The sequence below is a fragment of the Streptomyces sp. NBC_00647 genome (assembly GCF_045207245.1).
In the GTDB taxonomy this organism is placed as follows: Bacteria; Actinomycetota; Actinomycetes; order Streptomycetales; family Streptomycetaceae; genus Streptomyces.
The window spans coordinates 9,585,261-9,599,406 of sequence record NZ_CP109040.1 but is presented as its reverse complement, the minus strand read 5'-3'; the positions used below and the strand labels follow the sequence as shown (position 1 = coordinate 9,599,406).

Here is a 14,146-nt window from a genome sequence, read left to right as displayed (position 1 = left end):
AGGCGGTCAGCGCTGCCGGCCCGCCCGGGAGGGGCCGAACCAGCGTTCCAGCGCCATGGGAAGGTCGTGGTGACTGCCGGGAGCGGCCCAGGCGACGTAGCCGTCCGGGCGGACGAGGATCGCGGCCGTGCCCGCCAGCGGGCTCCCGGCGGACAGGCCGACCGGTGCCGCCGTCACGATGTCCACGCGGTCGGCCCACGGTTGCGCCCGCTCGCGGAGGACGGCGGTGTCCTCCAGGTCGAGCAGCACGCCACGGCCCGGGTTGAGCAGGTCGAAGCTGCTGACGCGCTGCGAGGTCGAGGCCGTCGCCAGTTCCAGCCGCGGCATGCGCCGGCCGAGCAGGGGATGCGCGCCGGACCCGACGTCGTACCGGATCTCCAGGCCGCTCACCATGCCGGCCAGGTGACGGGACACCTCCGGATAGGCGATGAGCTCGGAGAGCACGTCGCGGACCGGCTGGACCTCCCCTCCGCTGAGGAAGAGCAGCCCCTGGGCCCTGGTGTTCATCAGCAGGCGCCGGCCGACCGGGTGGCGCTCGTCGTGGTACGTGTCCAGCAGCGCCTCCGGCGCCCGGCCCTGGACCACGGCGGCAAGCTTCCAGCCCAGGTTGACGGCGTCCTGGATGCTCGTGTTCATGCCCTGGCCGCCGGCGGGCAGGTGGATGTGCGCGGAGTCCCCGGCGAGCAGGACACGCCCGTCGCGGTACCGGGTCGCCTGGCGGGTGGCGTCGCCGAACGCGCTGACCCACACCGGCTCGCCGTGCGAGATGTCGACGCCGGTCAGCCGCTTCCAGGCCGCCGCCACCTCCTCGTAGGCCGGGGCCTCGGTGCGGCGCTGCGGGGGCGTGCCCCGCTCACAGACGATCAGGCGGGTGATGCCGCCGGGCAGATGGCCGACCATCACCATGCCGCCGGGCAGGGTCTCGCCGATCATGCGCGGCTCGAGATCGAGCCCCCGCACGTCGGCCAGGTACATCTCCAGCGTGGAGGCCGTACCGGGGAAGTCGAATCCGACGGCCTTGCGGACCTTGCTGCGTCCGCCGTCGCAGCCGACGAGGTACTGGGCGCGCAGCTCGTGCACGCCGTCGGGGCCGCGTACCTCCACGAGGGTGCTGTCGCCGTCGTCCTTGACGGAGACCACCTCATGGCTGCGGCGGATGTCCGTGCCGAGGTCGGTGACCCACTGCTCCAGCACGGTCTCGGTGTGGGACTGCGGCACGGTCTTCGCCGCCTGGTGGGCTCCGTCGAGGATGCTGAAGTCGACGGGCAGGCCACCGAAGTGCCCGAAATCGCTGACCTCGATCTCTCCGAATCGGGAGAGCAGCCCCCGTTGGGCGAACACCTCCATCGTCCTCGCGGTGAATCCCAGTCCGCGCGACTCACCGGTGCGTTCGGCCAGTCGCTCCAGAAGGACGACGTCCACTCCGGCGAGCCGCAATTCGCCGGCGAGCATCAGTCCTGCGGGACCGGCTCCCACGACTATGACTTCGGCGTCCATGCCACTCTCCTCGGTCATCCTCGGGAATTTATCCAAAGTTCTGCATTCACGGTGCTGACGGCATGACGACTCCATTCGGGAATCCATGACCGTCAGGTAAGGCGTCCGGCATCCGGCGTCCGATGGGACTGCCGCTCGAAGACAACTCAATAATCACTAGAACTGACCGGCCGGTTCAAGGAGATGTGGGTGCGACCTCGTCATGACTGTGCGAAGTTTCGTCAGATCTTTGTGAGGTGACGCCGTGGAGATTACGGAATTGTTTCCGCCGAATTGATTCCCGCGCGCCGGCCGGAGCCGGGTCGTCCCGGCTCCGGCGGGCGGGCCTCCGGCCACGTGGCACACGGCACGTGGCACACGGCACACGGCACACGCGGCGGCGTCATCCCCGCGCCGGCGCGCGGAGGGGCCGGATCATTCCGGCCAGCGGCTGACTTCGAAACCGCAGGCGTCCACCGGCAGCGTCGTGGTGGCGACGGCCCCGTGGTCCTTGGTGAACGCGGCGTAGTCGCGCAGGTCCCAGGCGAAGACCGGGTGGCACACGTCGTGGGCGATCACCAGCGCGCCCGGCGCCAGATGGGGCAGCCAGCGCTCCAGCAGCCGGGCGTATCCGGACTTGCGTGAGCCCGGCACGTCGATGTCGATGAGGAGCAGGTCCCACTGGCCCCCCGCGCTGTGCTCCGCGGCGTCGAAGGCGTCGCCCACGACGGCCTCGGCACCCGGCGCGAACCCCGCTCGCCGCAGATTGTCCGAGGCGAGCGCCACCGGCTCGGCGGCCACGTCCAGACCCAGGGACCGCCGACCGGGATAGACGGGCGTCGGGCCGAAGCCCGGTCCCGAGGTCCAGGCCATGAGGTTGCCGGCGAAACAGCCCAACGTGGCTACGGAGGCGGGCTGTCGAGCCGCGGACAGACCGTACAGAACGCGTGCCGCCAGCGGTGTGAGTGTCGTGGTCGGAACCTGGAAGGAGGAGACCAGGTGGGCGCGGAAGGCGTGGTAATCCGGCCAGGACACGGCGGGCGCGTCCGGAGCCAGAACCCCGGCCGCACGGCAGTGGTCCAGGAAACGGTCTGCCAGCGCGTCCGCCTGAGGACTCGTCAGCCGAGGAAGAGGACTCATCGCCGACCACGTCCGGCGACCGCTTCCGCCGGGTCGAGTACGGCCCTCGGCACGGCGCTCGCCGTGCCGGCTGTGTCCCCCTGGGCAGCGGCATCTGCGGTGACGCGTGCGCCCGGTGCCACGACGGCCTCCGCCGGGCCGGAAACACCCTTCGCCGCAACCGAGTTCACCACGCCGGAGGCGCCTTCCACGTCGGAGGACCTCACCACACCGGAGGTGCCTGCTGCCACAGCGGACGTCACAGCGCCGGAGGCGCCCTCCGCGTCGGAGGACCTCACCACACCGGAGGTGCCTGCTGCCACAGCGGACGTCACAGCGCCGGACGCACCGCCCCTCTCGGCGGACGTCACCTCGCCCGAGGAATCTCCCGCCCTCTCCCCCAGCAGCCGGCTCGGGTTCTCGCGGGCCGTGATGCCTGCCAGGAAGCGGTTGAGGTCCCGGTCGGGCAGCCCCTCCAGGTCGACGGCGGCCAGGTAGGAGGGCAGTTTGGAGGAGGGTGGCGCGATCTCGGCGCCCGCCTGCGTCAGGGCCTCGGCCAGCTCGTCACCGCCGACCCCCCGGTCGTACGCGCCGGCCGCCTCCGGGTACCAGATCCGGGCCGCTGTCAGGGTGTGCCGGTCCCAGCGGGATCCGCCCAGGGTCAGTGCCCACAGCAGCCCCGCCAGGTCCTGGGCGAACGCCGGCTCGTCGCAGAGCCGGCGGGCGGTCCGGGCCGCGTCGCGGTAGTGCCGGGCGGCGTCCGCGTGATCGCCCCGCCGCAGATCCGTGTACCCGGCGGCGGCGAACAGCTTCTCCAGATGGAAGGGGTCGCTCAGCTCCCCGGCGACACGGACGGCCGCTCCGAACGAGGCCGCGGCCTCTTCGTGACTGCCCCTGCGCAACTGCAGAACGGCGATCGCGTAGTGGTGCGGCACGAAGAACTCGGGCCTGCCGGTGCCGAGCATCGTCGCCGACACGGACCGCAGGAAGTCCTCCGCCTGCCGGTGCCGGCCGGTGATCTGGAGCAGGAAGGCCAGGTTGTGGCTGAGGTTGTACCGCAGGTAGAAGGCGCTGTCCCCCGGCATCTCCCGCACCATCCGGAAGGCGTCGAATTCCAGCTCGAACGCTTCCTTGAACAACACGTCGCGGCGCTCGGCGTCCTCGGTCGCGCGAGCGTCGATGGCCGCGGCGAGCGCCAGGCCGTTGAGGATCCACGCCTTCTCCACCTGCGCGTCCACGCCCGGCGTGTCGAGTGCGTCGATGCACTCCAGCCCCCGCAGGTAGAAGGCGCGCGCCGTCTGTGTGTCGTCCTTGCGCTTGGTGACGAGGAGCGCGATGAGGTAGTTCAGATGGGCCCGGAGCTCCGGCTTCTCCGCCAGGTCCAGTGACCGCTCCAGCTTGGCCACGGCGGTGTCGATCCGCCCGGTCTGCGCTTCCGAGATGGCCTGGAGCCTGATCAGGTCGGCCAGATCGTCGGCCCTCCCGCCCTCGGCGCCGACCGCTTCCAGATGGGCGGCGATCAGGAGGTCGGCCCGCTCGAAGTTCTGCAGCGCGATCGCGTCGCCGATGGCACGCAGCGGGCTGGCGGGGCCTCCGGAACGCCATGCCTCGACCACAAGGCCGGGGGCGCCGCGCGGGGCGTCCGGCACCGGCGGCAGAGCCGCGCAGACACGGACGGCACGCAGCCGGGAGAGCCGCTCGAGGAACAAGGTGCCGCCGTCGCGCAGCAGTCCCCGCACGGTGATGCTCCGCCCTTGCTGGTCCGCGATCAGAACGGTCCGGTACAGGATGCGGACCGAGATGCGGTCCCAGTGGTCGAAGGCGCGCAGGACGAGGACGGGCCGGCCGCCCAGGGCGGGCAGGGCGTCGACGAGGAAGCGGGCCGCGCGGTCGATCCAGCCGGCGGTGATGTGGGATTCACGGCTGATGCGCCGGGTGGTGCCGAGCGAAGCGGTCTCGGACACGGGCACGAACCGGCCCCGGCGTCCGGCCCCTTCGCCGTCCGGACCCTCCTGTCGCGTGAGCAGGCCGACGACGTCGGCATGGCGCTCCAGCACCTCGGGCAGGGCGCCGCGCACCGCGGGCAGCAGGACGGCCAACAGCTCCTGGAGTCCGCACAGATGGTCGTAGCCGACACCGGGTGGGCCTATGTCCACGGCCGCTTCGGCGGCGTTCGGGCCCAGACAGGCGGCGAGGTCGTGGGGTTGGGCGCAGAGCACCACGCCGTGTGCGGCGGGGCGCCATGCGAGGGTCGGATCCTGCAGCCAGTTGGGACGGGGTGCCACGGCATCAGAGGTCACGGCGCGCTCCTAGTTCCGATCGGAAAAGGCCGGCCCCCGCTGCGGAACAGCGAGGGCCGGCGATGTGGAGACCATGGGCTACCAGGTCTCGTTGCCCAGGGCGAGCTCGAACTCGCTCTCGGTCAGCTCGTTCTCGGCCGAGAACGTGGCGAGGACCTCGTCCAGAGCGGCGCTCAGTGCGGCGTCGGTCATGGGTGTCACCTCCTCCCTCAGAGGTCGTTGCGGGTGGGGGGCTCCCGGACGCACCCGGCGCTCGCTCGCTCGGGGCGGGCGGTGCGCGGGGCGCGTGCGGGAGGGTCTGTGGTGTACGGCCGACGCGTGTCGGACCGCGGGTCCGGGACCCTCAGGTCCTCAGACCTTGGTCGCCTCGGTGATGTAGGCGATCTTCAGCGTGTACTCGCGTACGTCGATGCCGTCCAGCGCGGCCGGCTCGGCGCCCTGCGCGGCGCGGAAGGCCCGGTAGGCGTCCTCGCTCTGCCACTGCGAGTAGCTGACGACGGACTCGCCCTCGAAGTCCCGGTGGACGCTGTGCGCCATATAGCCCGGCGTCGCGTCGAGGGCCGCGTCGTGCTGGGCCACCGCCTCGAGCAGTGTCTCCTGCTGGGACTTGGACCGGGTGCGGGCCACCTCGATGACGGTGAAGACGTCCTGCTGCTCCGATATCTCGAGTATCTCGGCGGTCGGATCGTCCAGTTCGGGGTTCCGCTGGGTGTGGACGACCTCGCAGTGGATGCTGTCGAACGTCGCGAAGGTCAGGACTTCCTTGAAACGCTCCTGGCGGCCCGGGTCGACGAGGATGTTCTCCCAGGCGGCCTTGTCACGCCACTGTATGTAGCTGATGACGGAGTTGCCGTCGTGGCTCAGGTGCGCGTTGACCGACACGAGTCCGGTCCGCTCGTCCGCGGCGCCGAGACTCTGCCAGATGTCGATCAGCCGGTGCTGGTGCTCCGGGGACGTCTCGAAGATGTTGACCAGTGTGTAGTACTGGTCCTTGACACTGATCCTCGTCATGCGAGGAACCTCCTTGTCGTTCCCGGCATGCCGGGGGGCGAGTGGTTCGGGGGCCTGTCCGGCGGATCGGGCCGGTGGGACCACCGGTGTCGGATCGGCACCGGTGAGCGGGGCTCGGCGAGCGACGCCGACGCGCGGATGTGCGTACCGAGCCCCGCGGTCTCCGGCGGGATCCGCCGGACAGGTCCTGGTTCCTAGTTCTGCGCGCCGGTGGGCACCGTCTCCTCGGCGACTGCCACCGGCTGCGGCTCGGGCTGGGCCGGCGCGGGAAGTGCCCTGCGCAGCAGTACGGCGACCAGTGCGGCCATCGCGAGGAGTACGCCGATGGAGACGAAGGAAGCGATCTCCATACCGTGGGCGAAGGCGTCGTGGGCGGCCGCGCTCAGCTCACCGCCGACCCGGGCGGGGAGTTCGCCCGCCACGGCGGCCGCCTCGGAGACGCTGCTGCGCGCCGCCTCGTGCGCCGCTCCGGTGACACCGGAGGGCAGGTTGTCGTCGAGGGTGGCGCCGTAGACCGCGGTCGCCAGGCTGCCGACGAGGGCGATGCCGACCGCGCCGCCCAGTTCGTTGGTGGTGGAGGCCAGTGCGGACGCCGCGCCGGCCCGCTCGACCGGGGCCGCCTGGACGATGGTGCCGATCCCGAGCGCCATCACCGGGGCGAGACCGATGAACATGATCGCGGACGAGACGACCACCAGCGCCGTGCCGGAGTTGCCGTCGATCTGCGTCAGCACGCCGAAGCCGACGGAGCCGACCAGCAGACCGGCGATCAGCACGGGCGGGGTGCCGATCTTCTGGGAGACGCCGGTACCGACGATCGCGGCGATGATGCCGGGGATGATGACCGGGAGCTGCCACAGACCCGCTTCGGCCGGCGACATGCCGAGCACGACCTGCATGTAGGTGGCCAGCAGGTACTGGATGCCCATCATCAGGCCGGTGGTCAGGAGCAGGGTGCCGACGGAGACCGAGAAGGCGGCGCGGGAGAACAGCGTGATGTCCATGAGAGGCACGGACAGGCCGCGCTGGCGCAGCACGAAGGCCACACCGAAGGCCAGGCCGATCACGAGGCTCAGCGCGGGCCAGATCTCGAATCCGTCGCGGGCCAGCTCCTTGATGCCGTAGACCGCGGGCAGGATCGCGGCCAGCGACATGCCCAGGCTCAGCAGGTCGATACGACCGCCGGCCGGGTCCTTGTACTCGGGAAGCAGGAGCGGTCCGGCGATCAGCAGCAGGACCATGACCGGGACGGCCAGCAGGAAGGGCGCGCCCCACCAGAAGTGGTCGAGCAGCAGTCCACCGGCGATCGGCCCGACGATACCGCCGACCATGAACGACGTGGTCCAGATCGTGACCGCCGTCGTGCTCTCCTTCTCGTCCCGGAACATGACGCGCAGCAGCGACAGGGTCGACGGGGCGAGGGTGGCGGCCGAGATGCCGAGCAGGGCTCGGGCGGCGATGAGCATCTCGGGGCTGTTGGCCTGCGCCGTGAGCACCGAGGCCACTCCGAAGAACACGGCTCCGATCATGAGCAGCCTGCGGCGCCCGATGCGCTCGCCGAGGCTGCCCATGGTGATGAGGAAGCCGGCGATCAGGAAGCCGTAGATGTCGCTGGCCCACAGCAGCTGGCTGCTGGTGGGGTCCAGGTCGGCCGTCAGCTTGGGGACGGCCATGAACAGGAGTGTCAGGTCCATGGTCGTGAGCAGGGCCGGCAGGCAGAGGACTACCAGACCGATCCACTCACGGCGGCCCGCCTTCGCGGGCGTTACTGCATTCACAACGAATTCCTTTACTACTGAATGGGGGGATGGCGGAGTTGTCAGGACCGCTGAGGCCGGGGGCCCGGACTCAGACGGCGGTGACCGAGACGTCACGCACGTTCAGCGCGACGCCCTGGCCCCACAGGCGGTTGGCGGAGATGCTCTGTTCGTCGAGAAACTTCTGCGGCCAGGGGGCACCGGACCGCGGATTGACGTAATGGGCGGGCGCCGAGTCGATGCGCACCAGACCGGTGCCGTCGGCGTCCAGGGCTCCGTCGAGCAGGGTGAACATGCCGATGCCGGTGATCAGTTGACGCGGGGAGACGTCCTCCGGCTCTCCCGCGTGGTCGAGCAGCTGGTGCGCCCGGTCCAGGACCGGGTGTCCTATCCGGTCGACCGAGAGGACCTCCCGGCCGTTCACCTCCCAGGTGACCGTGGAGCGTGCGCGGTCCAGCGTGATCCGCAGCATGTCGACGTCTCCGGGCGCCCGTCGGGCGACAGGCACGGCGTAGGTGTACGCCGCGTAGGTGGTGCCGGGTATGCGGAGCCGCTCGTAGTTCGCGTACACCTGGGTGTTGGTGACGAAGAACCCGAATATCGACGCGCTCTCCACGTCCGCCGTGATCATCGAGCCGCAGGCCAGCCGCGGATCGGCCTGGGGGTCGGTGACCGCCGCTCCGAACGGGTGGTCCTCCGTGCCGTAGGTGGACACCGCGAGGGTGGTGGTGCAGACGAGAGCGCCGGTCGCGGGGACGTCGAAGCCGGGCAGTCCGGTCGCGGCCGTACGGTTCGGCATGGCTGTCCACTTGACATGGTCCCGGGTGCCTTCGCCCCCGTCCGCCTGCTGGCCGGTCGTCGAGACGAAGGCGGGGGCGCCGGTGCGCGGGTTGACGCCGGTGGGCACCACGGCGAGACCGAGCGCGGACGCGTGGGGCACTCCGTCGCCGCCCGGGACGCCCGCGACGTCCTGGGTGTGCCAGGCGGCGTCCGGGCCGGTGGCCGAGAAGCCGTTCTGGAAGGTCTCGTGGAACAGCCGGCCGCTCTGGACGGCTCCTAAGGTGCTCATGGTCAGGAACTCTTCTCGGCTCGGGCGGCGTCGAGCGGACCGCGGGTGAAGGCCAGCGCGGCGGGCTCGAACTGCAGCACCATGTGGCTGGCGGCGGAGTTCACGTCCCTCCAGATGCGCTGCAGCGGGTCGGACGCGGACTGGCTGCGGGTACCGCCGCCGCGGAAGAGGGTGTCCACGGCGCCGACGAGCAGTTGGGTGGCCAGTGCGCAGTCCCTGCGGTTGCGCACCAGGACGTCGTCGGTGGCCCTCGCCCGGTCGACGCTCTGGGCGGCGCGGGTCAGCAGCAGGCCGGCCGCGTCGATCTCACCGGCCGCCCGGGCATGGGCTATGCGCTGTGTCTCGCTCGGCTCGTTGCCGCGTGCCGTCTTCTCGGCGAGTGCGCGTGCCGAGAGCTTCAGCGCGCCCCGCGCCGCACCCAGGATCGGTGCGGCGAAGGTGAGGCCGTTGACGGCGAACGTCGGCTGGGAGTGGCGGAGTTCGTCCGAGACGGCACCCCGGCCCGCGAACATGTCGTCCATGAGGCAGGTCCGGTGCGTGGGGACGAACTCCTCGTCGACGAGGAGTGTGTGGCTGCCGGTCGCCCGCATCCCGACCGTGTCCCAGGTCTCCTCGATCCGGTAGGCGCTGCGGGGTACGGCGAAGAAGCGGGCCTGCGGTTTCTCGTCCGCCCCGGGCACCATCGCCATCACCAGCGCCCAGTCGGAGAACTCGACTCCGCTGGCGTAGGTCCAGGTCCCGGACAGGTGCCAGCCGCTGTCGGTCGCCCGGGCGGTGGCGGCGGTGGAGACCAGGGAGCTGACCAGTCGGCTGTCGGGGCCGTCCGCCCAGATCTCGGCCTGTGCCTCGGCGGGCAGATAGGCGGCGAAGCGAGCGGTGTAGGCGAGCAGCGAGCCGATCCAGGCGGCGGAGGCACAGCCTTCGCCGACCGCGGCGACCGCCTCGGTGAGCGTGGCGAAGTCCGTCGCTTCACCGCCGTGGCGGGCCGGGACCAGCGCCCTGCTGAAGCCGGCCTCGACCAGTGCCTCCACCACGTCGGCGGAGAGCCGTCGTTCGCGGTCGGCCCGGGCCGCGTGGCGGCCCGCCGGCACACCTGCGGCCCGTGCGGCGGACACGAAGGTGTCCGAGGTGGTGCGGGGAGCGAGGAGCATCCCGGTCATGGCTGTCTCATTTCATGAACGTCTCGGCTGAGAGCGGGGCGGGCCGGCTCAGGCGCGGTAGGGACGCTTGGCGCGCGCCTCGCGCAGCGCGGTGCCCCACCACACGAGCTGGTCGAGCATGGTCTTGGTCGCGGCGGAGCAGCCCGCCGGCTCCTTGGGGTTTCCGTCCGCGTCGAACGTGGCGGCGGCACCGTGGAAGCTGACCGTGTCGCGCAGGGTGACGGCGTGCATCTCGGCGTAGACCTGGCGCAGTTGCTCGACCGCGCGCAGACCGCCGGAGAGGCCGCCGTAGGAGACGAAGCCGATCGGCTTGGCCTGCCACTGCGTGTAGTTCCAGTCGATCGCGACCTTGAGCGGAGCGGGGAAGCTGTGGTTGTACTCGGGGGTCAGGACGACGAACGCCTCGGCCGCCTCCAGCCGGGCGCTGAGGGCCGCTGCCGTCGCCGCGTCCGCCGGCTCCGGGGCGTCGGTCACCGCCACCGGCAGGGGGTAGTCGGCGAGGTCGACGATGTCCAGCTCGATGCCGTCGTTCTGCCGGGTCTCTTCGGCGAACCACTTCGCGATGGTGGGACCGAAACGGGTGGCGCGGGTGCTCCCGATCACCAGGGCTACTCGGAGACTTTCCTCGGACATGGGGATCCTCACGGTCGAAGGTGTGCTGTGCGGGTGGGGGCGCGCCACCCGGTGGTCCGGGCTCGGCGGAGCGGTACGCCCCCGCGTCGGGCTCTGGGGAGTGCGGTGCGGTGCGGCGGGCCGTCCCCACGTCACCGCCGCACCGCCCCGGCACCCGCTACCGGTAAGACCGTGGTCTCCGCTACTGCCACGGCCGTACCGGGGTCGGTGTCGCCGGAGGTCAGACGACCTGGCGGCGGGCTCCCTGGGCGTCGCGCGGCGACCACCACAGAGCGGTGGTCTCGGCGCCGGCGCCCAGGACCGTCCAACGGCCCTCCACGATGCGGCCGTTGCTCCAGCGCAACAGGTGCAGCGCCTCGACCGCGAAGGTGTCGTAGGGGGAGGTGCTGTCCGCCGTGGCCCCGGCGCGCACTGCCGTGATGTGGTTGACGTCGACCGAGTAGCCGGCTTCGGGGTTCACCAGGACGGTCACGTTCTCGCCGTGCATGGTGCCGCCGGAGAGCCGGAACATGTTCCCGAAGAACTCCAGGAAGGCGTCGAGACCCTCGTACCAGCCGGAGTAGGCGTGCAGCCCGGGTACTTCGAAGCGCACGTTCTCGTCCCAGAACTCGGTTATCTTCGCCCGGTCCCCGGTACCGAGGGATGCCCAGGCGGCGCCGACGCGTTCGGCGGTGAGATCAGACATGGATCTTCGTTCCTTTCGAAGTGTTCCGTTCGGACTGCTGTCGGTTCGGCCCTGTGCCGAAAACGCTGTACCGGTGGCGTCGACGCGTGGGCCGGTGATCGCGGAATCGACCACCCGGATTCCGGTCTCCACCTTTCCGGAACGCTCCGAGAGCGCCTGAACCGAACCGCTGTAAAATTCGGCGACGGCATTCGGCAGGGCGGTGTCTGCCCGTACGGTGAATGCCCTGCCGCCCACCGCTCCAAGGGACTTGACGACCTCGTGGCCTGCCGTGACGCCGTGTTCCTGGTCCACCGAGCCACTGCTGTCGCTCTCGGGATTTCCCACGGGAATCCTCCTTGAAGACGGCCGGAAAACCGTTCCTCAGACCGCCGAGAACTTATTGATAGTCATATCGGTACGTCCTGCGAGAGATAACTCGACGGCGGGCACCGTCAGTCAGTCACCCGAAAGTCCGAACCGGCAGGTGAAGAGCCGGAGTCAGCGATGGTCGGCGGGTTCGAAACACAGTCCGACACCGCGTATCGTCGTTATCCATTCATCGGGTCCGAGCTTTCTGCGCAAGCTGGCCACATGGGTGTCGATGGTGCGGCTGGGCGGGGACCAGTGCTCCCCCCACACCTGGCTCATGAGCTGACGCCGCGACACCACCGCGCCCGGCTGTGAGGCCAGCAGGCAGAGCAGGTCGAATTCCTTGCGGGTGCACTCCACGCGCCGGCCGCGCAGCGTGACCTCCCGCACCTTCATGTCTATGCGGAGCGATCCCCACTCCATGACATCCACCGCGCGGTCCTGGCGCAGGCTGCGACGCATCACCGCACCGATCCGCGCCGTCAACTCCCGCAGGTCGTAAGGCTTGAGGAGGCAGTCGTCCGCCCCTGCCTCAAGGACGAGTACCTGGTCCCACTCACTGCGGCGACAGGTGAACGCGATGATGGGCGTGTCCCCTGCCGCCCTGATCGCCGCGCACACGTCGAGACCATGCAGATCCGACAGCTCCAGATCCAGCAGGACCAGATCGGCGTGCTCGTACATCTCCAGCGCCTTGCTGCCGCTGTCGACACTGACAACGTCGCAGCCCTGACGCTTGAGACTGTGAGCGATTCCCCGTTGTGCGTGCACATCACTTTCGACCACGAGCACACGCCACGCCACTTCAGTCACGTGTACTCCCGACCTGAGACCCGGCCCTTCCCACGCTGCGCTGCGCTGCGCACCGGAAGTGCGGTGACGGTGATGCATGCCGCGTGTTCTGTGCCGAACTATGCCCGGCTGGCTCATGCGACGTTCCCCCTGTTCCTGCGTGGACACCCACGCCGAAATCGTTCAAGCACCGCCAGACTACAAACCGACACGCATGTATGTCAACGCGCCGCGAGTGGCTTGGAGCACACCCTGCCGGGCCCGATCGGCACTGGAAAAACGGTCATACGCCCACGAAACGACCAAGGTCCACTTGCCGACCACCGACTCGACGGCCGAGAAAAGCCCCGAACGAGGAGGATAAAGATACAGGTGTGAATGTTATATTCGCCCCCTTGCGGCGCGGATCCGGATCCGACGGCACCGCAAGCCACCTGCACGAACGTGAGGAGTCGGCATGAGAGACAAGGCGGCCCGGACCCGCTCCCGATTGATACGTTCGGCCGCGACGGAATTCGCCGAACATGGCTACGTGAGAGCGAAGTTGTCCACCATCGCCGCGGATGCCGGAGTGAGCAGAGGAGCTCTCCACTTCCACTTCCCCAAGAAGGAAGCCCTGGCGGACGCGGTGGAGGCGTCGGCGGCCGAGAGATTCGCGGACGTCACGAGCGACTGGGACGAAAGCGCCGCGCAGAGCCTGTCGCAAGCCGTCCAGGCGTTCGCCGACCTCTACCGGCGGGATGTCACCTTCCGCGCCGGGGTACTCCTGAGCTGCGAAAAGGACCGGAAATCCACGGTGAACCTGGTCCAGCGGTGGGAGGAGTACGTGACGTCCGCCGTCGCGGCCGCGGAGCGCGGGTCACCCTTCTCCCGCTCCGGCGCGGCGCGGCACGCCTCCAGCGCCATCGTGGCGATGACCGTGGGGCTGGCGTTCCTGTGGCATGACAACGAGCAGTGGCTCGCCGAGTCAACCGTCAGCGGTGTATGGAATCTGCTGCCGCCCCTGGGCGGCCGCGTGGGCTGAGGAAGCGGCGCGACCGGGGCCCGCCCCCAATGGGTGGGCCCCCACACTTCGGAACATGTTCGACAAGCCGAACATGCGGAGGATCAGCAGTCGCCGTGCTCGCTCTCCTCGGCTTCCCGAGCCGCCAGGGCGCTCAGCTCCGCGCCGACCTTGAGCCCACGCTCCGGACTCAGATCGAGCTGCACCAGGACCGAGGGCTCCGCGATGCTGGGAAGCACGTGCTTCAGCAGCGCCCGGATCCGCGCCTCCAGGTCCACCCAGCCGGTCATGACCTGCGAGAACAGCTGCACCCCGGTGAAACAGGAGCACAGCAGCTCGGCCGTCTCCACCAGATCCACGTGCGGGCGCAGCTCGCCCTGCGCGCGCGCCTGCTCGAGGATCCGCTGATTGCGCTCGACCCAGCTCCTGAAGGGGAGCTTCCGGTCCAGCCCCACCGAGTCCAGCTCCAGCGACAGTCTGACGCTGCCCTGCAGGACGGGGTCCCTGGTCAACTGACACGCGAACACCAGCCCCAGGTCGACCAGCTCCTGGAGCTTGATGTCCCGGACGACGGCGGGGATGTCCGCCTGACTGGCGAGCACGGTCCGGGCTAGCTCCTCCTTCGAGGAGAAGTGGAAGTACACGGCGCCCCGGGTGAGGCCCAGCTTCTTGAGCACGTCGGCGACCGTCGTGGCGCTGTAGCCACGTTCGGCGAAGACGGATCCTGCGGCCTCCAGGATCATCCGTCGGGTCGCGAGTCCTCGTTCCTGCGTCGCCATCGGCCCTACCT

General features: G+C 70.0%; 12 protein-coding genes. 1 reads left to right on the top strand and 11 read right to left on the bottom strand.

The features are described from left to right. Positions 1-6: 6 nt before the first annotated feature. From OG788_RS42250 to OG788_RS42205, 10 genes are all read right to left on the bottom strand, one after another. Positions 7-1,497, bottom strand: coding sequence for an FAD-dependent monooxygenase (locus OG788_RS42250; RefSeq protein ID WP_266764813.1), 1,491 nt, complete (start codon positions 1,495-1,497; stop codon positions 7-9). 414 nt (positions 1,498-1,911) lie between these two features. Then, entirely contained in the window at positions 1,912-2,616 is a 705-nt protein-coding gene (locus OG788_RS42245) for an O-methyltransferase (protein WP_406376195.1), read from the bottom strand. Then, a complete protein-coding gene (locus OG788_RS42240) occupies positions 2,613-4,895 on the bottom strand; it encodes a hypothetical protein (RefSeq protein ID WP_406376194.1) in 2,283 nt (760 codons plus the stop codon). Before OG788_RS42240 ends, OG788_RS42245 begins: the two co-directional genes overlap by 4 nt. A gap of 351 nt (positions 4,896-5,246) precedes the next feature. Next, entirely contained in the window at positions 5,247-5,906 is a 660-nt protein-coding gene (locus tag OG788_RS42235; RefSeq protein ID WP_351550535.1) for an antibiotic biosynthesis monooxygenase, read from the bottom strand. A 194-nt stretch (positions 5,907-6,100) separates the two neighbouring features. Next, positions 6,101-7,684 (bottom strand): MFS transporter, encoded by a 1,584-nt coding sequence (locus OG788_RS42230; RefSeq protein ID WP_406376193.1) that lies wholly within the window; start codon positions 7,682-7,684, stop codon positions 6,101-6,103. A 70-nt stretch (positions 7,685-7,754) separates the two neighbouring features. After that, the gene (locus OG788_RS42225; protein ID WP_406376192.1) at positions 7,755-8,732 is read right to left on the bottom strand and encodes a DUF6081 family protein; all 978 of its coding nucleotides are present in this window, start codon (positions 8,730-8,732) and stop codon (positions 7,755-7,757) included. Positions 8,733-8,734: 2 nt separating this feature from the next. After that, on the bottom strand, positions 8,735-9,892 hold the full coding sequence (locus tag OG788_RS42220; RefSeq protein WP_406376191.1) for an acyl-CoA dehydrogenase family protein: 1,158 nt from the start codon (positions 9,890-9,892) through the stop codon (positions 8,735-8,737). 48 nt (positions 9,893-9,940) lie between these two features. After that, the gene (locus OG788_RS42215) at positions 9,941-10,525 is read right to left on the bottom strand and encodes an NADPH-dependent FMN reductase (RefSeq protein ID WP_266764806.1); all 585 of its coding nucleotides are present in this window, start codon (positions 10,523-10,525) and stop codon (positions 9,941-9,943) included. A gap of 220 nt (positions 10,526-10,745) precedes the next feature. Next, positions 10,746-11,210, bottom strand: coding sequence for a nuclear transport factor 2 family protein (locus tag OG788_RS42210; protein WP_266764805.1), 465 nt, complete (start codon positions 11,208-11,210; stop codon positions 10,746-10,748). Positions 11,211-11,690: 480 nt separating this feature from the next. After that, entirely contained in the window at positions 11,691-12,374 is a 684-nt protein-coding gene (locus OG788_RS42205) for a response regulator transcription factor (protein ID WP_356747922.1), read from the bottom strand. Positions 12,375-12,810: 436 nt separating this feature from the next. On the opposite strand from OG788_RS42205, the gene OG788_RS42200 reads away from it, so the two are divergent. Next, positions 12,811-13,377 carry a TetR family transcriptional regulator gene (locus OG788_RS42200; protein WP_356747920.1) on the top strand — a complete coding sequence of 189 codons (567 nt, stop codon included), beginning with the start codon at positions 12,811-12,813 and terminating at the stop codon, positions 13,375-13,377. An 83-nt stretch (positions 13,378-13,460) separates the two neighbouring features. Here the strand turns inward: OG788_RS42200 and OG788_RS42195 are convergent, their stop codons facing one another. Next, the gene (locus OG788_RS42195) at positions 13,461-14,135 is read right to left on the bottom strand and encodes a ScbR family autoregulator-binding transcription factor (RefSeq protein WP_356747918.1); all 675 of its coding nucleotides are present in this window, start codon (positions 14,133-14,135) and stop codon (positions 13,461-13,463) included. Positions 14,136-14,146 lie beyond the last annotated feature (11 nt).